The sequence below is a fragment of the Streptomyces sp. SN-593 genome, from assembly GCF_016756395.1.
GTDB lineage: Bacteria > Actinomycetota > Actinomycetes > Streptomycetales > Streptomycetaceae > Actinacidiphila > Actinacidiphila reveromycinica.
The window spans coordinates 2,918,029-2,936,001 of record NZ_AP018365.1; the positions used below are offsets into that span (position 1 = coordinate 2,918,029).

15 protein-coding genes, 1 tRNA gene and 1 pseudogene are annotated in these 17,973 nt (G+C 75.9%); 10 read left to right on the forward strand and 7 right to left on the reverse strand.

All coding sequences use genetic code 11. The features are described 5' to 3' along the window. Positions 1-124 precede the first annotated feature (124 nt). The 3 genes from RVR_RS11985 to RVR_RS11995 form a co-directional block, all read right to left on the reverse strand. On the reverse strand, positions 125-505 hold the full coding sequence (locus RVR_RS11985; RefSeq protein WP_202233842.1) for a hypothetical protein: 381 nt from the start codon (positions 503-505) through the stop codon (positions 125-127). A 195-nt stretch (positions 506-700) separates the two neighbouring features. Next, entirely contained in the window at positions 701-1,291 is a 591-nt protein-coding gene (locus RVR_RS11990; RefSeq protein ID WP_202238552.1) for a histidine phosphatase family protein, read from the reverse strand. A 64-nt stretch (positions 1,292-1,355) separates the two neighbouring features. Next, the gene (locus tag RVR_RS11995; RefSeq protein ID WP_202233843.1) at positions 1,356-2,045 is read right to left on the reverse strand and encodes a TetR/AcrR family transcriptional regulator; all 690 of its coding nucleotides are present in this window, start codon (positions 2,043-2,045) and stop codon (positions 1,356-1,358) included. A 238-nt stretch (positions 2,046-2,283) separates the two neighbouring features. Between RVR_RS11995 and RVR_RS12000 the strand changes: the two genes are divergently transcribed. From RVR_RS12000 to RVR_RS12015, 4 genes and pseudogenes are all read left to right on the forward strand, one after another. Further along, positions 2,284-3,384 carry a phosphatase PAP2 family protein gene (locus RVR_RS12000; RefSeq protein ID WP_202233844.1) on the forward strand — a complete coding sequence of 367 codons (1,101 nt, stop codon included), beginning with the start codon at positions 2,284-2,286 and terminating at the stop codon, positions 3,382-3,384. Positions 3,385-3,546: 162 nt separating this feature from the next. Further along, positions 3,547-4,650: pseudogene (locus tag RVR_RS12005) on the forward strand (hypothetical protein); the annotation flags it as partial. Between the two features lie 293 nt (positions 4,651-4,943). Beyond that, positions 4,944-6,656 (forward strand): hypothetical protein, encoded by a 1,713-nt coding sequence (locus RVR_RS12010; RefSeq protein ID WP_202233845.1) that lies wholly within the window; start codon positions 4,944-4,946, stop codon positions 6,654-6,656. 182 nt (positions 6,657-6,838) lie between these two features. Next, on the forward strand, positions 6,839-8,119 hold the full coding sequence (locus RVR_RS12015) for an AAA family ATPase (RefSeq protein ID WP_237405294.1): 1,281 nt from the start codon (positions 6,839-6,841) through the stop codon (positions 8,117-8,119). 119 nt (positions 8,120-8,238) lie between these two features. Here the strand turns inward: RVR_RS12015 and RVR_RS12020 are convergent, their stop codons facing one another. Beyond that, entirely contained in the window at positions 8,239-9,327 is a 1,089-nt protein-coding gene (locus RVR_RS12020; RefSeq protein ID WP_202233846.1) for an FAD-dependent monooxygenase, read from the reverse strand. Positions 9,328-9,476: 149 nt separating this feature from the next. On the opposite strand from RVR_RS12020, the gene RVR_RS12025 reads away from it, so the two are divergent. From RVR_RS12025 to RVR_RS12045, 5 genes are all read left to right on the forward strand, one after another. Continuing rightward, positions 9,477-10,364, forward strand: coding sequence for a LysR family transcriptional regulator (locus tag RVR_RS12025; protein ID WP_202233847.1), 888 nt, complete (start codon positions 9,477-9,479; stop codon positions 10,362-10,364). Positions 10,365-10,434: 70 nt separating this feature from the next. After that, on the forward strand, positions 10,435-10,797 hold the full coding sequence (locus RVR_RS12030; RefSeq protein ID WP_202233848.1) for a hypothetical protein: 363 nt from the start codon (positions 10,435-10,437) through the stop codon (positions 10,795-10,797). A gap of 133 nt (positions 10,798-10,930) precedes the next feature. Further along, positions 10,931-11,551, forward strand: coding sequence for a bifunctional DNA primase/polymerase (locus RVR_RS12035; protein ID WP_237404694.1), 621 nt, complete (start codon positions 10,931-10,933; stop codon positions 11,549-11,551). An 18-nt stretch (positions 11,552-11,569) separates the two neighbouring features. After that, positions 11,570-11,643: transfer RNA gene (locus RVR_RS12040), tRNA-Lys, on the forward strand. A 231-nt stretch (positions 11,644-11,874) separates the two neighbouring features. After that, a complete protein-coding gene (locus RVR_RS12045; protein ID WP_202233849.1) occupies positions 11,875-12,303 on the forward strand; it encodes an OsmC family peroxiredoxin in 429 nt (142 codons plus the stop codon). Positions 12,304-12,347: 44 nt separating this feature from the next. Here RVR_RS12045 and RVR_RS12050 read toward each other — a convergent pair whose 3' ends face one another. Together RVR_RS12050 and RVR_RS12055 are read right to left on the reverse strand one after the other, a co-directional pair. Then, the gene (locus tag RVR_RS12050) at positions 12,348-13,640 is read right to left on the reverse strand and encodes a M6 family metalloprotease domain-containing protein (protein WP_202233850.1); all 1,293 of its coding nucleotides are present in this window, start codon (positions 13,638-13,640) and stop codon (positions 12,348-12,350) included. Positions 13,641-13,643: 3 nt separating this feature from the next. Continuing rightward, positions 13,644-14,951 carry a M6 family metalloprotease domain-containing protein gene (locus tag RVR_RS12055; protein WP_430393126.1) on the reverse strand — a complete coding sequence of 436 codons (1,308 nt, stop codon included), beginning with the start codon at positions 14,949-14,951 and terminating at the stop codon, positions 13,644-13,646. A gap of 422 nt (positions 14,952-15,373) precedes the next feature. Between RVR_RS12055 and RVR_RS12060 the strand changes: the two genes are divergently transcribed. Continuing rightward, positions 15,374-17,134, forward strand: a complete 1,761-nt coding sequence (locus RVR_RS12060) for a putative bifunctional diguanylate cyclase/phosphodiesterase (protein ID WP_202233851.1) — start codon at positions 15,374-15,376, stop codon at positions 17,132-17,134. Here the strand turns inward: RVR_RS12060 and RVR_RS12065 are convergent. Further along, complete coding sequence (locus RVR_RS12065) at positions 17,086-17,925, reverse strand: AraC family transcriptional regulator (protein WP_202233852.1); 840 nt, start codon at positions 17,923-17,925, stop codon at positions 17,086-17,088. The genes RVR_RS12060 and RVR_RS12065 overlap by 49 nt on opposite strands. Between the last annotated feature and the right edge of the window lie 48 nt (positions 17,926-17,973).

Below are 17,973 nucleotides of genomic sequence, written 5' to 3' on the forward strand. Positions count from 1 at the left end.
CGGCGCCGGTGCCCCCGACCCCGGCGCCCCCGCAGCCCGCACCACGCACCCCGCACCCCGCACCCCGCCTCCGGAGTCCGCCGGCGTCATTCGTCCGGCGTCATCCGCCGCCGGACGGCGCGCCTCACGACGCGGGCGGCTGCGCGAACCCGTCGACCAGCTCGATGGTCCGGGCGGCGGTGCCCAGCGCCTCCCGCAGCTCCGCCGGGTCGGTCACCGCCGCGCCGGCCCGTGGCGGGACCAGCCAGCCGCTGCCGCAGGGAGTGGGACCGCCGCCGGTGCGGTGGCACTGGCTGCCCGGCAGGTCCCAGCCGTCCGCGGTGCCCGGCGGGACCAGGAAGGCCAGGCTGTCCCCCACCCGGTCGTGGAACACCGGCCCCACGCCGGTGCTCAGCCGCAGCAGGTCCACCGCCTCCAGGCCCTGCCTGGACGGCACCGTCACCACGTCCCGCGCCGGGGGCGCGACCACTTCCGGGCTGTGGCCCGAAGCACTGCTCTTCTCCACGGCAACCTCCCTCCGAAGGGGGCCGACGTGATCGGCTCCCACCTCGTACAACGGCGTCCGTACCCGCCGGGGGGCACCGCCAGGGGTGGCGTTGCCTGGCGAATCACGCCGCCACCCCCCTGTTCGGGGGTGATACGGGGGTGGGGGGTGCGCCGGGGCGCGCCCGGACACGCCCGGACACACCCCGGGAGCGGCCTACTCCAGGTGCGCCGTGTCGTTCCACCGCTCCAGCGCCGGCGCTCCGTACGCCCAGCCGAGGACCGACAGCGAGGCCGGGTCCAGGCGCAGCGCCGCCGCGAAGGACGGGTCGAAGCCGAGCCAGCGCGCGCCCAGCACCCGCAGGAAGTGGCCGTGCGCGAAGACCAGCACGTCGCGCGGGGCCGAGCGGGCCCACCCGATCACCTCGTCCGCGCGCTCGGCGACCTCGGCCAGCGTCTCGCCGCCGGGCGCCCCGTCGCGCCAGATGTGGAAGCCCGGCCGCAGTTCCTGGAGCTGGGCGGGGGTCAGGCCCTCGTAGCGCCCGTAGTCCCACTCGACCAGCGTGTCCCACTCCTTGGCGCGGCCGAACCCGGCGAGTTCGGCGGTCGCGGCGGCGCGCAGCAGGGGCGAGGTGCGCACCTCGGCGTCGGGCAGGCCGTTCCAGGGGGCGGCGGCGAGCCGCTCGCCGAGCAGCAGCGCGGTGCGCCGTCCCTCGCCGGTCAGCGGCACGTCGGTACGGCCGGTGTGCCGCCCGGTGCGCGACCACTCGGTCTGCCCGTGCCGGACCAGGAGGATACGCGGCGCCACCACTGCCATACCGAAGGACCTTTCACGGACCGGCCGAAAACGCCTCCATCATCACCCACGGTCCTCAGACCCCGGCGAGCAGCCCTCGCAGCAGCCGGTCCAGGCCCCATTCGTACTGCGCCGCCGCGTCGTCCTGCGCGCACAGCAGCTCGGGAACCAGGGAGGCCAGGGCGGGGTAGCGCTCGGGCGGGAGGGCGCGCAGCTTGGCCTTCGCCCGCTCGCGCGCCCCCTCCTCGCACATCGCGCGGGTGCGCCGGGTGCTCCACAGCGCGGAGCCCACCGTGTACTGCATGAGCGCCACGTGGGCGCGGACCGCGTCCTGCCGGGGCAGCCCGCACGCGCGCAGCAGCGTGAGCATCCGGTCGATCACCGCGAGCGCGTCGTCGCCCCGGGTGGGGCGGGTGGTCAGCAGTTGGAGCGCGGAGGGGTGCTCGGTGAACAGCCGGTAGACCCCGAGGCAGACCTCGCGCAGCTCGCGGTCCGGGTGCGCGCCGCAGGCCCCCGGCAGCTCCACCGTGTCCAGCAGCCGCTGGGCGACGGCGTCGCTGATCTCGTCCTTGCCGCGGAAGTGCGAGTAGATCGCCATCGGGGCGACGCCCAGCCGTTCGGCGAGCGCGCGCATGGTGAAGGCCTCGGTGCCGTCCCGATCGAGCAGAGTGATGGCGGCATCGAGGATACGATCGGGATTGAGCGTGTTGCGGGGTGCGCGGCGCCGTGGGGTGCGCAGCGGCTGGGCGGACGGGGGGACCGGCATCGGGTTCTCTGTTCTCGTCTCCTTCGTACCTCGTGCGGGCAACCCGGGAGCGGAACCGGGCGTCCTTCGGAGTGTGCCCACCCTGCGTGATCGGGTTGAACACCGTACGAACTCGGGGTATCTGCGAAACTTCGGGGGCGAGGTGCGCCGCACTTACCGTACGGCGTACGGTTGAGCCTACGCCACCGACCAGAGCGCCGGACCCGCGGCCCAACGGAGAACCTGGAGAGACGTCCGGATGACGATCACTGCCACTGCGCCGCGCGCCGCTGCCTACCGCGGCAGGCTGCGCTGGTGGACCGAACTGCCGCTCATCGCCGTGGTCTACGCGCTGTACTCCGGAGCGCGGCTGCTGGTGCGCGGCGACGTGAGCGGCGCCGTGCAGCACGGCGCGGACATCCTGCACTTCGAGCAGATCGTGCACCTCGACCCGGAGCACTGGTTCAACCGGCTCTTCACCGACCACGCCTTCCTGGGCGTGCCGGCCGACTTCGCGTACGCGTCGCTGCACTACATCGTCACGCCCACGGTCCTGGTCTGGCTGTGGCGCCGCCGGCCCACCCACTACCGCACGGCCCGCACCTGGCTGATGCTGTCCACCCTGATCGGGCTGATCGGCTTCACCCTGCTGCCCACCGCGCCGCCCCGGCTGCTCACCGGCCACCACGGCTTCATCGACACCATGGCCCAGTACGGCTCCTACGGCTGGTGGGGCAGCGACGCGAGCGCGCCGCGCGGCATGGGCGACCTCACCAACCAGTACGCCGCGATGCCGAGCCTGCACGTGGGCTGGTCGCTGTGGTGCGGGATCATGCTCTTCCGCTACGGGCGGCACTGGACGGTGCGCACCCTCGGTGTGATCTACCCGCTGATGACCGCGTTCGTGGTGATGGGCACCGCCAACCACTACCTGCTGGACGCCGCCGCGGGCGTCGCGGTGATGGGGGTCGGCTTCCTGCTGGCCAGGCCGGCGCTGCGGATGGTGGACGCGCTGTACGCGCGGTTCGGCTCCGGGCGGGCGGCCGCGGACGTGGCGGCGTCCGGCGCGGCCTCCTCGCAGGCTCCCTCGACCTCTTCGGCGCCGGCTCCGGTCGCCGCCACGTCCGCCGCGTCCACCACGTCCACCGCGGAGGCCGTGCCGGACGCGAAGGGCTCCGCGGCTGCGCAGGACGGGGGCGTCCGGGAGGCGGGGCGCGCGCGGTCCGCGTCCGCGCCGTCGGTGCCGCGCCAGAGCCCGGCGCGCGGGGACCGCGACGACGTCCGCGGCGAGGTGGACGGCGACGGTGGCGAGGCGGGCGCCGCCCCGCTCCCCGACGGCGAGCCGGCCGGCCACAACTGACCTCGGCCGCCGGGCCCGCGATCCTCCGGCCCGCGACCCTTCGGGGTGCGCGGGCCGGCGTGCGTCCGCGGGCCGGTGCGCGTCCGCGGGCGTCCCGGGACACCGGCCCGAAGGCCCGGCCCGGAGACCGGCCGAAGAGCGCACGGGGCGCCCTCGGGGTGGTTGTCAGTGGCGGATGACACACTCTCACGGGTGAGCACTACGCACTCCCTGCGGGAGCGGCTGGCGGTCCTGCGCGGCCACGGCACCGCACCCCGCCCGATGGACGCGCGGGCGCTGGCCGCACTGGCCGCCAACCCCGGCTGCAAGCGCCGCGCGGTGATGGACGCCGCCGGGGTGGACAAGGGCGCCGTCGCCGAAGCGCTCGGCTCCCCCGCCCGGTTCGGCCAGTCCCGGTTCGCCTTCTCCCGCGGCCACGCCTTCGAGGCGCGGGTGAAGGCCGACGGCTGCGCCGAACTGCTGCGGCTGCTGGGCTGCGAGGGCGGGGCGGAGCTGCCCGACCTGGCGGCGCCCGGCCCCGAGGGGCGGGTGGCCCGGACCCGGATGGCGCTGGCCGAGGCCGCGCCGGGCGCGTGGACGCTGCTGGACCACCCGCTGCTCGCCCTGGACGTCGCCGGCTCCACCGTCCACCTCGAACCCGACGCGGTGGCGGTCGCGCCCGACGGCACCTGGACCGTGGTCGAGATCAAGTCCTTCCCGATCCTGGACGGCGGCGCCGACGCGATGAAGGTCGGCGCCGCGGCCCGGCAGTCGGCGGTGTACGTCCTGGCGCTCGACGCGGTCACCCCCGGCAGGACCCGCGCCGACATCCTGCTGGTCTGCCCGAAGGACTTCTCCAACCTGCCGACCGCCGACCGGGTGGACATCCGCAAGCAACTCGCCGTCACCCGCCGCCAGCTCACCCGGCTGACCCGGATCTCGGACATCGCCGACCTGCTGCCGGAGGGCACCACCTTCGACCTGTCGTACACGCCCGACGGCCGCACCCCGACCCGGCCGCGGGCCGAACTGGCCGCCGCCGTGGACACCGTCCCGGCGGCGTACGCCCCGGAGTGCCTGTCCACCTGCGAGCTGGCCTTCCACTGCCGCGACCGCTCCCGCGCGGCGGGCCGGGTCGAGGCGCTGGGCCGCTCGCTGCGCGGCGAACTGGGCGGCCTCACCACGGTCGAGGCGGTGCTCGCCGCCGCGCACGGCCGCGCGGGCGACCCGCGGGACCCGGCGGTCGCCGCGCTGCGCCGGGCCGCCGCGCTGCGGGAGGAGGCGCTGACCGCGGCGGGGGACGGGCCACGGGCAGCGAAACCGGGACCGGGCGCGTCCGCGGGGGCCGCCGGGCCGGCGGAGGGCGGCGCCCCGGCCGGAGGCGGCTCCCCGACTCGTGTGCCGGCGCCCGCGCGTCCCCCGGCGGACCCGCCCGCGGCGTCCGTGCCCCCGCCCGGCCGGTCGCCGCACCCCGCACACCCCGCACACCCGGGACGGCCCGCGCACCCCGACCACCCCGCGCATCCGGGACCGCCCGCGCCGCCCTCCGCCGGGCCGGAGCGTACGGCCGGAGGCGCGGCGTGAGCGTGCTGCACACCCTCGCCCGGGCCGAGGCGGTCGCGGCGCGGCAGGCCGTGCCGGCCGCGACCGTACGCCACTGCCATCTCTCCGACCGGCCGCTGGTGCTGGTGCCGCTCACCACCGCCGGCGAGGCGGGCGCGCCGCTCGGCGCGATGCTCGGCACCGACCGGGACGCCCCCGAGCTGCTGGTGGTGCCCCAACCGCTCGACCGCGAGCTGCGGTTCGGCTTCTTCGCCGGGCTCGCCACGCAACTGCTGCGCGCGCTGGACCGCTACGCGGACGAGGTGGAGGTCGAGCCGGCCACCCGCAACCGCGAGGAGACCGAGCTGTGCGCCGACGCGCTCCAGGTGGTGGTGCCCAACAGCGCCGCCGTGGAGTACGTCCGGCTGGTCGGCCGCTCCACCCGCTTCCTGCGCACCGTCGAGGACCAGGACGCCCCGCACCCGGTCCCGGTGCCGGTGCCGCTGCTCGGCCGCTGGCTCACGCACTACGCCGAGCGCTCCCGCACCCCGGGCAGCGGGCTGCTGCTCGCCATGACCGACCTGCTCACCCGGCACTGGGCCACCGGCCAGAGCGCCATGGAGGACCAGCACCTCGGCGCCCTGCTCGGCTGGATCGACCCGCCGCCCGGGCTCGACGGGCCCACCGCCGCCGCCCGCGCCCAGACCGGCCGCGCCCCGGACGGCCTGCTGCTCAGCCCGCCGGCCGGCCCGGCCACCGACCCGGTCTTCGACAACCGCGTCCTCGCACCGGCCCAGGCCCGTTACGACAAGGCCCGGAGCGCGGCCGAGCGCGCGGCGGCCGAGGCGGGGATACGCGACCTGGTCGCCTCCCAACTCCGGCCCACCTGGGACGACATGTGGCGCGGACTCGACCTGCTGCGGGACCTGCCCGAGGGCGCCCACGTGGCGGAGCGGTGGAAGCGGGACCGCTGGTCGTTCACCGGCCACCGCGACCGGGTGCGGGCGGGTGAGCCGCCGCAGCCCAAGCGCGACGACGCCATCACCGCCGCGCAGAAGCTCGCCGGCCGGGAGACCGCGCAGGCCCGGCTCGCCGCCCAGGAGGCGTTGGACGACCCCCTCGCAATGGCGGCGCGCCGGCTGTCCGGCGAGGCGTTCACCGGCACCGTGGTCGAGGTCGAGATGACCTGGTCCGAGGGACGCCGCCCGATGCCCCGGCCGGTCCTCACCCTCCTGACCGGGGACCTGCCGCAGGCGGAGCCGGGCGCGAAGGCGTACCGCGCGCTGCCCGACGCGAGATCGGCGCAGGGCGCCGAGCTGCTGGAGGTGCTCCAGGGGGCGGACCCGGAGGACGGTCCCCCGCACGGCGGCCCCCCGGATGTCCCGGAGACGGACACCGCGAAGACGGCGGACACAAGGGCGGCCGGCGCGGACGGCGCCGCGTACGGCACGCCCGCGGACGGCCGAGCCGGCGGGGACGGCGGGGACGGGGGCGGCGGGGGCGGCGGCCGCCTGCCCGCGTGGAGCGTGCGGGTGAAGCTCACCGGCGGCATGGGCAGCGGCCGCACCCCGCGGGAGGGCTCGGTCCCGGCGCCGGGCGACACCGTCACCTTCACCCTCTTCGAGCACGACCCGAGAAGCGGCCCCGCCCTGCCCGACGCGGAGCAGACCCCGTGGACGCACGGCGGCCCGCCCGGCTCCGACACCACCCCGCCCGCCCCCGACCCCGTCACCGCGGAGGACTTCCTGTGATCCAGCCCGTGCCCAGCACCGGGGCGGCCGCCGGCGGCGGGCCGTACCCCCCGGGGCCCGCGGACGATTCCTCCGGTGCGCCACGGGAGCCGTCGAGGCCGAAGGAGCCGTCGGCGCCGGGGGGACCGTCGGCGGAGGGGCCGTTCGATCCCGGCAGGGCGGCCGCCGAGGCGACCGCAGCGATCCTGGCGAGCACCCTGCGCGGCACCGAGCGGGGCGTGGTCGTGGACTCGCCCCCGGGCGCGGGCAAGTCCACGCTCGTGGTCCGCGCGGCCCGTGAACTGGCGGCGGCCGGCGAGTCGTTGATGATCGTGGCGCAGACCAACGCGCAGGTCGACGACCTCGCCGACCGGCTGGCGACGGCGGACCCCGACCTGCCCGTGGGGCGGCTGCACGGCACCGACTCGCCGCCGGACCCCGCGCTCGACCGCCACCCGTCGCTCGCGAAGTCCACCTCCGTCGCCGAACTGCGGGACCGCGCGGTGGTGATCGCGACCGCGGCGAAATGGGCGTACGTCAAGGACGTCGAGCCGTGGCGGCACGCCATCGTGGACGAGGCGTACCAGATGCGCTCGGACGCGCTGCTCCAGGTCGCCGGGCTCTTCGAACGCGCCCTGTTCGTGGGCGACCCCGGCCAGCTCGACCCGTTCAGCGTGGTGGGGGCGGAGCAGTGGGCCGGACTGAGCTGGGACCCGTCGGCGAGCGCGGTGGTGACGCTGCTCGCCCACAACCCGGGCCTGCCGCAGCACCGGCTGCCGGTGTCCTGGCGGCTGCCCGCGTCCGCGGCGCCGCTGGTGTCGCGGGCGTTCTACCCCTACACCCCGTTCCGCAGCGGCACCGGTCCCGGCGACCGGCGGCTCGGCTTCGGCGTGCGGGGCGACGGCGGCGGGCTGGACCGGGTGCTGGACGAGGCGGCGGAGAGCGGGTGGGGCCTGCTGGAGCTGCCCGCGCGGCACACCCCGCGCACCGACCCGGAGGCGGTCCGCGCCGTCGCGCTGCTGGTGCGCCGCCTGCTGGACCGGGGCGGGCTGACGTACTCCGCGCCCGACCCCGATCCGGCGCCGCTGACCGCCGAGCGGATCGCGGTCGGCACCGCGCACCGCGACCAGGCCGCCGCGGTGCGCGCCGCGCTCGCCGCGCTCGGCGTCCTCGGGGTCGCGGTGGACACCGCCAACCGGCTCCAGGGACGGGAGTTCGACGTCACCGTGGTGCTGCACCCGCTGTCCGGGCGGCCGGACGCCACGGCGTTCCACCTGGAGACGGGGCGGTTGTGCGTACTGGCCTCGCGGCACCGGCACGCGTGCATCGTGGTCTGCCGGGCGGGGGTGGCCGACCTGCTCGACGAGCATCCGTCCTCCGAGCCGGTCCGGCTCGGCGTCACCGTCAAGTTCCCCGACGGCTGGGAGGCCAACCACTCGGTCCTAGCCCACCTCGCCGAACACCGCACCCCCTGGCGGGGCTGAGGACCCACCCCCTGGCGGGCTGAGGGCTGTCCGGCGGGATCCGCCGGACAGCCCCACGGCGTCTCCCCCCGGCCGCCTGGCCGCGGACCCCCGCCCGGCGGCGGGGGCACCGCTCCCGGTCAGGACGTGGTGAGCATCCAGTGGCTGAAGGCGGCGTAGCGCTCGGCGAACTCGGCGGCCCCGTCGGCCTTCTCGACGGCGGCGGAGTGCTCGCGGACCTGGTCGAAGCGCGCCCGGCGCTCGTCCTCGTAGCGGGTGAACGCGGTCGCCGCGTCGGGGGCGTCCGCGAGGTGGGCGCGCAGCACGCCGACGTCCTCCACCCCGAGGGTGCCGCCGGCGGCGATGTGCGGGGACAGGCCGTGGGCGGCGTCGCCGATGAGGGCGATCCGGTCGCTCGTCCAACGCGGCAGCGGGGGCACCAGGGTGATCTGGTTCTCCAGGATGTCCTCCTCGGGGGTCGCCTCGATCATCGCCAGCAGGTCCTCGTGCCAGCCCTCCGCGGCCAGGTGCCGGGCCCGGGTCAGCGCCCGCTCCCGCTTCGTGCCGGTCAGCTCGGCGACGTCGAACTGGTTGACCATCCACATGGTCTGCTCCGGGGAGACCCGGGCGTAGCCGCCCCGGGTGCGCGCCCCGCCGATGGTGAGCACGCTGCCCTCGGGCCGCTCGGCACCCGCCGGCACCAGGGCCCGCCAGGCGAAGTGGCCCTCGTGGGCGACGGCTTCGCTGCCGGGCACGAGCGAGGCCCGGATACGGGAGTGGACGCCGTCCGCGCCGATCAGCAGGTCGGCCCGCACGTCCGTGCCGTCCTCCAGGTGGACGACGACCTCGGCGTCCGTCTCGGTGCAGCCGGTGGCCCGGGCACCGAGGCGGATGCGGTCGAGGCCGACCCGGTCGGCGAGCAGCCGGTTCAGGGCCGGCCGCGGCACCAGCAGGAAGCGGTGGTCGTCGGTGCCGTAGCCGGGGGCGCGCTGGGGGCGGCCGGCCGGGTCGAAGAACCAGGTGTCGATCCAGGCGCCCAGGGCACGCACCTCGTCGCCGACGCCGATCTGGTCGAACTCGCGCAGCGCGTTGGGCCACAGCCCGATGCCCGCCCCGGCGGCGCGCACCTGCGGCGCCTGCTCCAGGACCGTGACTTCGTGGCCGATCGACTGAAGGGACGCCGCCGCGGTGAGCCCCACCAGTCCGCCTCCGGCGATCACAGTACGCATCGCTGCCTCCTCGTTCTCCCGACGCCGTCCGCCGACGCCGCGCCCGACGTCCTCCGACGTCCCGCCGTGCCCGGATGGGCACGACAACCAGTGAACCGGCGCGGTGACATAACTTCAAATGCATGGATCTGATCTCTACCATTACCTGTATGCATATGGACCTGAACCTGCTCACCGCGCTGGACGCCCTGCTCGACGAGCGCAGCGTGGGCGGCGCCGCCGACCGGCTGCACCTGTCGCAGCCCGCCATGAGCCGCACGCTCAGCCGGATCAGACGGGCGACCGGCGACGAGATCCTGGTCCGCTCCGGCCGCGAGATGCTGCCGACCCCCTACGCCGAGCAGGTGCGCGAGGAGGTCCACCGGCTCGTCACCCGCGCGCAGGCCGTCCTCACCCCGAACGCCGAGGTGGACCCGGCCACGCTGGAGCGCACCTTCACCCTCCAGTGCAACGACGTCGTCGCCGGCGCCCTGCTGCCGCGCCTCGCCGCCGTCCTCGCCGAGACCGCGCCCGGCGTGTGCCTGCGGCTGCTCGCCGAGGGCCCCACCACCACCGACGAGCTGCGCCGCGGCCTGGTCGACCTTCAGATCACCGACAGCGCGACCGACCACGCGGACACCCGCCGCACCACGCTGTTCGCCGACCACCTGGCCGCCGTGGGCCGCCGCGACCTGCCGCACGACCCGTCCGACTGGGCCGGGTTCGCCGCCCTGCCGCATGTCGTGGTCTCCCGCCGCGGCCGCACCCGGGACCGTATCGACGACCTCCTGGACACCCGGCACCTGCGCCGGCACGTGGCCTTCACCGTGCCCACCCTCGCGCTGGCGCTCGGCGTGGTGGCCGCCCACCCGATGATCGCCGTCGCGCCGGCGGCCCTGACCGCGGAGGTCCTGCCCGCCGGCCTGCGCACCTACCCCCTGCCCGCGCCCGCCCCGCCCGTCCCCGCCGTCCTCGCCTGGCACGCCCGCCACGACCGGGACGCCGCCCACCGCTGGCTGCGCACCCTGGTCACCGCCGAGCTGACCCCGGCTTCCTGACGCCCGGGGGTGGGGCCGGGCGCGGGGGGTGCGGGACAATGGGGGGTGTTGCCGAGTACGGGAGGTAGGGATGAGCCAGCCGCCACAGGCGCGCCGGCCGGGCGGTGAGCGGCCGAAGCGGCCCGCGCCGCTGCTGTTCGAACCGGGGGCCGTGCCCGAGGAGGGGGCCGACCGGTTCTTCGACCTGGAGTCGATGGAGGACCCGCGGGAGTTGCTGGCGCGGGCCACCGAGCTGGCGGTGGCGTTCCGCGCCGCGGCCGACCGCGCGACCGACTTCCAGGCGATGGCGGCGGCCCAACTCGCCGATCCGCGCCGCTTCGACCGGCTGACCTTCGCGAAGCTCGCCGAGCGGGCCGGATGGACCGAGGACTACGCGAAGAAGATGGTCGAGTACGGCGAGGGCCTGATCAAGAGCGGCGGCGTCACCCCCTGAGGGCCGTCCGCCCCCGTCCGCCCCTCACTGCCGGCGTCCCCGGGCGGGGCAAGGTACCTCCCCCACATCACTCCTGTCCCGCTTTCCCCTGATTCCGCGGGGGTGCAAGCATGCAGTCGGTAGATGTGGACGCATGGACGAGATCCAGCGTCAGCAGCAGACCTCCTACGTCACCTCGGCGGGCGCCGCGTGGCTCGCCTCCGCCAGCGCCTTCCCACGCAGCGTCCAGGCGCTGTGGTCGGCCCGCCCGGCCGCGCCCAGCGTGCTGCCGTGCGGCACCGTGTTCGACGTGGTCAACCTCCCGCTGCTCTTCGGACGGCGGGTGCTGGAGCAGCTCTGGACGACCGGTCCCGGCAGCGGCCCGGCGGCCGTGCACCGGGGCCGGGTGCTGGTGCTGGCGGCGCCCGGCACCGCCCATCGGCTGCCCGCCCTGCTGGCGTGGGAGGAGTGGGGCCGCCGGGTGCCGCCGCCGCTGTGCCACGGCCGGGGCGACGCGGTCACGGTGCCCCCGCTCTACGACTGCGTGCCCGCCGACGGGGCCGCGCCGGACCCCGGGACCGGCCGGTCCCGCTGGGTGGTCGCGCCGGACACCGGCAGGCCCTGGCTGCCGGGCGCCGACGTGCTGCTGTGGGCCTGCGTGCGGGTGGCCCGGCAGGAGGAGCACCTCCCGCCGCCGCCGGCCCAAGGGCCTGGTCAGACCGCCCGTGACCGGTCGGCGTCCATCGATTTCCCACCCCGCTGGAGCGGGTGCTAGTGTCTACGACGTCAGCAGGCGCCGCTAGCTCAGTTGGTTAGAGCAGCTGACTCTTAATCAGCGGGTCCGGGGTTCGAGTCCCTGGCGGCGCACCTGAAGGACGAAGGCCCTCCGCGCGAGCGGGGGGCCTTCGTCGTACCCGGACACCGCCCGCCGCACCGCCCGTCCTCGCGGCGCGCGAGGACTTCCGGCGCGCGAGGACTTCCGGTGCGCGTGAACTCCCGGTGCGACTCGGCGCCTTCGCCCCCGGCCGCCCCGCCGCGAGGTAGCGTTCCTACGGCGGCCCGAGCCGCCTGCCGGTTCGTACTCTTGGAGGCTTCACCATGGCAACCACTCGTACCGCGACGACCCAGTGGAAGGGCCCGCTGATGGGCGGCGCCGGGACGGTCTCGCTGGACACCTCGGGCGTGGGCACGTACGAAGTGTCGTGGCCGTCGCGCGCCGAGGCCGCGAACGGCAAGACCAGCCCCGAGGAGCTGATCGCCGCCGCCCACTCCTCCTGCTACTCGATGGCCCTCTCGCACGGCCTGGCCGGTGCGGGCACCCCGCCCGAGACCGTGCAGACCGTGGCGAACGTCACCTTCCAGCCGGGTGAGGGCATCACCGGGATCACCCTCGCGGTCAAGGCGCGCGTGCCGGGCCTGACCGCCGAGGCGTTCGAGGCCGCCGCGCAGGACGCCAAGGCGAACTGCCCGGTCAGCAAGGCGCTCGCGGGCGTGGACATCACCCTTGAGGCCGATCTGCTCGCCTGACCCGAGGTTCCTCCCGGCCGGCCGACCCGCCGGCCGGGCCCGGTTCAGCGGCGGGTGACCCGCACCCGCCAGTCACCCGCCGCGTCCGGTGCCAGCACCTTGAAGGCGAAGCCGTCGGCCCGGTCGGTCCACCCCTGGCCCTCGGTGAAGGGCGCGTCGTTGAGCGAGTTGAACGACGCGCTGCTGAAGTCGCACGCCCCGGTGCCCGGGTGGGCGTCCTCGACGGTGACCGGCCCCTTCCCCGAGTCGACGTCGGTGCGCACCCGGTAGGCGAGTATCCCCTCGCGGCAGGCGTCCTTGTCGTTGCCCAGCGGCTCGCGCAGCTCCAGGACGTACGCGGTGGTGTCGCCGAACGGTATGACGACCGCCTTGCCCCCGCCGGGCACCTCGACCGGCCGCAGCGCGTACGTCCGGGTGCCGGGCCTGCTGACGCAGGCGATCTGCCGGTCGTCGATCCAGCCGAGCTTCCACTTGTGCCAGGCGAGCAGGTCGCCCTGGAGCCCCCAGTCCAGCGACATGGTGTCCCACTGCCCGGCGAGGCGGTCGGTGCGCTGGAAGTCGTCGGCGGCGTAGAGGTCGGGCAGGCCCAGCGCGTGGCCGTTCTCGTGGGCCAGCACCCGGAAGCCGGACTGGTCGTGGCCGTAGATGAGCGAGACCTTGTCCAGGTGGGTGCCGTCGTCGGTGGTGGCGGCCGAGGCGCCGGTCCAGGTCACCGAGAGCACCGCCTGGTCGGCGGGCGGCCCGGCGTTGGGGGTGACGAGGATGTTCACGATGTCGTAGCCGTGGAAGTCGACGCTCCGGCCGGCGGCCCTGATCAGGTCGCGCATCATCTCGGTGTGCGCGTCCCAGCCGTAGCCGCGGCCGATCCCGTACGCGGAGAACGGCCGCGGCATGCGTATCCAGCGCAGCACCGGCGTGGACTCGTAGTCGAGCCGGCCGTAGGAGGCGGCGGCGTACCACTGCTTGACGGCCGGGAAGAACTCGCCGTACCGCTCGCGGGCGCTGTACGGGGCCTTGGCGTCGGGGAAGTCGATCAGCAGGGTGAGCGCGCGGACCGTGCCGGTGGAGGGGGCGAACTCCTCGTCGCTACCGTGGTACGGGTGCGGCGGGAAGCCCTCCGACATGGCGACGCCGGGCTCGGCGCGCAGCGCGCAGGGGCGGGCGGCGGGCGGCGGCGCGGCGTGCGAGCCGACCAGCTGGGGCTCCGCGATGACCGTGGAGCCGACGGCGAGCAGCCCGCAGGCGGCGAGGGCGGCGGCGCGTATGCCGGGGCGCGGGCGGCGGCCGGTACGGGCCGGCCGGCGGCCGCGGGCGCCGGGGCGGGGACGGTCGGCCATCCGTCAGCCCGCCGTGCCCGCGCCGGACGTCCGGCCGAGGGCACCCGCCGGCGCCTCGGTGACCCGGACCGACCAGGTGCCGTCGCTCTGGTGGCCGAGCACGGTGACCTGGGTGCTGCCGTCGGGCGTCGTGTACGACTCGCCGACGCCCAGCGGCGCGTCGGCCAGCGGCGGGTAGACCGAGGTGGCCGGGCAGGCGGCGTGGCCCGGGTGGCCGTCGACCACGTCGATCGGGCCCTCGCCGGACTGGCGGTCGGAGCGCACGTCGTAGAGCAGGACGCCCTCGGTGCACGCCACGCGGTCGTTGCCGGTGCGGGTGCGGGCCTCCATCGCCAGCGCGGTGTCCTCGCCGGTGCGCACCACCAGCAGCTTGGAGCCGCCGGGCGTCTCGTCGGGGCTGAGGTCGTGGTAGGTGGTGCCGACGCCGGTGACGCAGCCGACCTGGTCCGGCCGCAGCCAGCCCAGCCGCCACTTGTGCCAGGCGAAGGGGTCGGGGGCCAGCCCGAACTGGCTGCCCATGAGGTCCCAGTCGCCGACGTGGGTGTCCCAGTCGGCGTCGCTGCCGGGCGGCGGCTGGTAGTACAGGTCGGGCAGGTCGAAGATGTGGCCGGTCTCGTGGGCGAGCACGTTGCGGTCCGGCGGGTGGTGCTCGAAGACGGTCACCATGTGGCGGACCGGGTTGCCGTCGACGGCGATCGGGGCGGCGAGGTTCACCACCTTGGTGGCGTCGGAGTCCACGCCGGGCGCGTCCGGGTCGGCGACGAGGTAGACCACGTCGTAGCCGGCGAAGTCCACCGACGGGTCGGCGGTGGCGATCGCGTCGCGCAGGTAGGCGTACCGGTCGGCGGCGTCCCAGTTCCGGCTGATCAGGTAGTCCGACGCGGGGCGGGGCATGCGGAGCCAGCGGGTCTCGGCGTGCAGGTGCAGCCGGAACTGCCCGTAGGAGGCGCCCGCCCAGAACCGGCTGGTCGCCGGGTAGTGGTCGGCGGCGACCTGCGCGGGGGTGAGCTGCGGAGGGGAGCCGGGGAAGGACAGGAAGACCATCAGCGCCCTGACGTCGCCGTCGGGGCGGGCGTAGTCGCCGTCCCAGCCGTCGACCCCCTCGGAGTGGTGCACCGCGGTGCGCGGCAGCAGGCACGCGGCACCCTCGGCGGCGCCGGCGGCCGGCCCGGTCATCAGGGTCCAGGCGACCAGGGCGGCGAACCCGGCGAAGGCGGCGGCGAACGCCCGCAGCACCCGGGGCCGGGGGCCGGCGCCCGCCGCGGCGGGGCCGTCCGCCGGGTTGCCTGACGCGAGGTCTGACCGCCGCACAGGGACCTCCGGGAGGCTGGGGTTTCGGTCCGGGACTTTCCCCACATTGCTATGGATCGTGGGGGTTCGCCGGTTTCGGATGCTCCGTGCGGGTTGCCGCCCGCGGGGCTCGGCGGCGCGGGCGGCAGGCGGTACGACCGCCCGGGTGGCGCGGGCGGCGCGGGCCGGCCCGGGGGCGCGGAGCCACACCGCCGGCGCGAGACCGCGCACGGGCACGGGCGCCGGCGCGGAGCGGCCACCACCCGTCCGGGTGACTACCCTCCGTCATGATGTGCGGAGTGCGTTCACCTGCTCGACCAGGGGCCGCCGCAACCGCCCGCGCGGGTGGCACCCGTGCGACACATCACCGGAGCGACGCTGGATCGTCCGCTCCGCCTGCCCATATGATCGCGGGTGACGGAAGTGCGAACAGGGAGCATTCGATGGGCGGACCCTCGGGCGGCCCCGGCGTCGAGCCCGACAGCACAGCAGCCACCATCACCCGCTGTGACCGGTCGCGCGGATCGTCGCCCGCCGCGGAACCGGACGACTTCCGGGCCGCCTTCGCGGTCGCCGGCTCGGCGATGGCCCTGCTCGGCCCCGACGGCGGCGTGCTGGCGGCGAACGCCGCGCTGGCCCGGCTGTTGGGGGTGCCGCCGGAGCGGATGGCGGGGACCGACGCCCGCGTGCTGCTCGGCCTGGCCGGCGACCCGCACACCGGCCCCGCCTTCGAGGAGGTCCTCGCCGGCCGGCGGGGCCGCCTGCACCACGCCCTGCGGCTGGCCCGGGCCGACGGCGACGACCTGAGCGCCGAGTTGTCGCTGTCGCGCACCGACGGCGGGTCGCTGCTGCTGACGGTCGAGGACATGACCGAACGCGAGTCGCTGCGCCGGCAGTTGCGGCACCTGCGGATGCACGACCCGGTGACCCGACTGCCCAACAGGGCGCTGTTCTTCGAACGGCTCGCGGACGCCTGTGCCCGCGCCCCCGAACGCGGCAGCGGCCGGATCGGGCTGTGCTACCTCGACCTCGACGGCTTCAAGGCGATCAACGACACGCTCGGGCACCGGGTGGGCGACGAGTTGCTCGCCGCCGTCGCCGACCGGCTGCTGGCCTGCGCCGGACCCGGCGGCCACCTCGCGGCCCGGCTGGGCGGCGACGAGTTCGCGCTGCTGCTGCGGGACTCCACCGGCACCGGGCAGGCCACCGCGCTCGCCGAGACCGTCCTGGAGGCGTTCCGGCAGCCGTTCGACGTCTCCGGGCACCGGCTGGCGGTCTCCGCGAGCATCGGCGTGGTCGAGCGCGAGGCCCAGGGCACCTCCCCCACCGGGCTGATGCAGGCCGCGGACACCACGCTGTACTGGGCGAAGGACGACGGGAAGGGCCGCTGGACGCTCTTCGACCCGGAGCGCAACGAGCACCGGATGACCCGGCAGTCACTGTCCAGCACGCTGCGTCAGGCCGTCGAGCGCGGCGAGTTCGTCCTCGACTACCAGCCGCTGGTCGCGCTCGACACCGGCGAGGTGCGCGGCGTGGAGGCTCTGGTGCGCTGGGAGCACCCGCACTTCGGGCGGCTCGGGCCGGGCCGCTTCATCGGCCTCGCCGAGGAGGACGGCTCGATCGTGCAACTGGGCCGCTGGGTGCTCGCCGAGTCCTGCCGCCAGGCCGCCGCCTGGCAGCGGGAGCGGCCCGACACCCCCCTGGTCGTCAGCGTCAACGTGGCGGTCCGCCAGGTCTGGGACTCCGACCTGGTGGCCGACGTGGCCGCGATCCTGCACGAGACGGGGCTGCCGCCGCAGCTCCTGCAACTCGAACTCACCGAGTCCGCCGTGATGGGCAGCGCCGGCCGCCCGCTCCAGGCGCTGCACGCGCTCCACGAGATGGGGGTGCGGATCGCCATCGACGACTTCGGCACCGGCTACTCCAACCTCGCCTACATGAGCCGGCTGCCGGTCTCCACGCTCAAGCTCGACGGCTCGTTCGTGCAGGGCTTCCGCTCCGCGGAACACCCCAACCCCGCCGACGAGACGATCGTGGAGGCGCTGGTCGACCTTGCCCACCGGCTCGGCCTCACCGTCACCGCGGAGTGCGTGGAGAACGCCGAGCAGGCCGAGCGGCTGCGCCGGATCGGCTGCGACACCGGCCAGGGCTGGCACTACTCCCGCCCGGTGGCCGCCGCCTCCATCTCCCGCCTGCTGGACTGACTACGGCGGCCCGCGCCCTCGGGCCGGTCCGAACGCCCGTAGGCGGTGGGCGGGCGGCCCAGCAGCCGGCCGAACGCGGCGGTGTACGCGGCGGGGTTGTCGTAGCCGAGCAGGGCGGCGACCCGAGTGACGGGGGTGCCCGCGGCCAGGTGCGGCAACGAGTGCAGGATGCAGGCGCGTTGCCGCCACTGCGAGAAGCTCAGCCCGGTACCGCGGCGGAAGAGGCGGGCGAGGGTGCGCTCGCTGACGTTGAGCACGGCGCACCAGCGGGCCGGCGGGTCGTGCACGTCCGGACGCCGCAGGAACGCCTCGCACAGGTCGCGCAGCCGCGGGTCGGCGGGCAGCGGCACGTCCAGCGGCAGCGGGGCGAGGTCCTTCAGCTCGTGCAGGATCAGGGCGACCACGGCGCCGTCCCGGCCGTGCTCGGGGTAGCGCGGCTCCATGTCGACGGCGGCCAGCAGCAGCGCGCGCAGCAGGGCGGAGACGTCCACGGCCCGGCAGCGGGTGGGGAACCAGGGCACCGCGGCCGGTTCGATGTACAGGCTGCGGGTGCTGACCCCGGTCATGGCGACCTGGTGCCGGGTGCGCGGCGGGATGAGCACCGCGCGGGCGGTGGGCACCGTCCAACTGCCGTCCGCGGCCTCGACCCGCATCACGCCGGTCGCCGCGTAGAGCACCTGGGCGCGGCGGTGCTCGTGCCAGGCGAGCAGGTGGTCGCGGGGGTAGTCGGTGCCGATGGCCAGCACCGCGCGATCGAGGGCGTCCACCTCGGCGACCGGGACGTTGCGCATGCGCACGAGGCTACGCGCGATCCCGTCGGCTGTCTGCTGCGCGTAGGA

Excerpts from the sequence above, each read along its gene's own strand:
- RVR_RS12045 (WP_202233849.1), top strand. The coding sequence starts at position 11,875 with ATGGCAACCACTCGTACCGCGACGACCCAGTGGAAGGGCCCGCTGATG.
- RVR_RS12025 (WP_202233847.1), top strand. The coding sequence starts at position 9,477 with ATGCATATGGACCTGAACCTGCTCACCGCGCTGGACGCCCTGCTCGAC.
- RVR_RS12050 (WP_202233850.1), bottom strand. The coding sequence starts at position 13,640 with ATGGCCGACCGTCCCCGCCCCGGCGCCCGCGGCCGCCGGCCGGCCCGT.
- RVR_RS12020 (WP_202233846.1), bottom strand. The coding sequence starts at position 9,327 with ATGCGTACTGTGATCGCCGGAGGCGGACTGGTGGGGCTCACCGCGGCG.
- RVR_RS12000 (WP_202233844.1), top strand. The coding sequence starts at position 2,284 with ATGACGATCACTGCCACTGCGCCGCGCGCCGCTGCCTACCGCGGCAGG.
- RVR_RS12065 (WP_202233852.1), bottom strand. The coding sequence starts at position 17,925 with ATGCGCAACGTCCCGGTCGCCGAGGTGGACGCCCTCGATCGCGCGGTG.
- RVR_RS12035 (WP_237404694.1), top strand. The coding sequence starts at position 10,931 with ATGGACGAGATCCAGCGTCAGCAGCAGACCTCCTACGTCACCTCGGCG.
- RVR_RS11995 (WP_202233843.1), bottom strand. The coding sequence starts at position 2,045 with ATGCCGGTCCCCCCGTCCGCCCAGCCGCTGCGCACCCCACGGCGCCGC.
- RVR_RS12060 (WP_202233851.1), top strand. The coding sequence starts at position 15,374 with ATGGGCGGACCCTCGGGCGGCCCCGGCGTCGAGCCCGACAGCACAGCA.
- RVR_RS12030 (WP_202233848.1), top strand. The coding sequence starts at position 10,435 with ATGAGCCAGCCGCCACAGGCGCGCCGGCCGGGCGGTGAGCGGCCGAAG.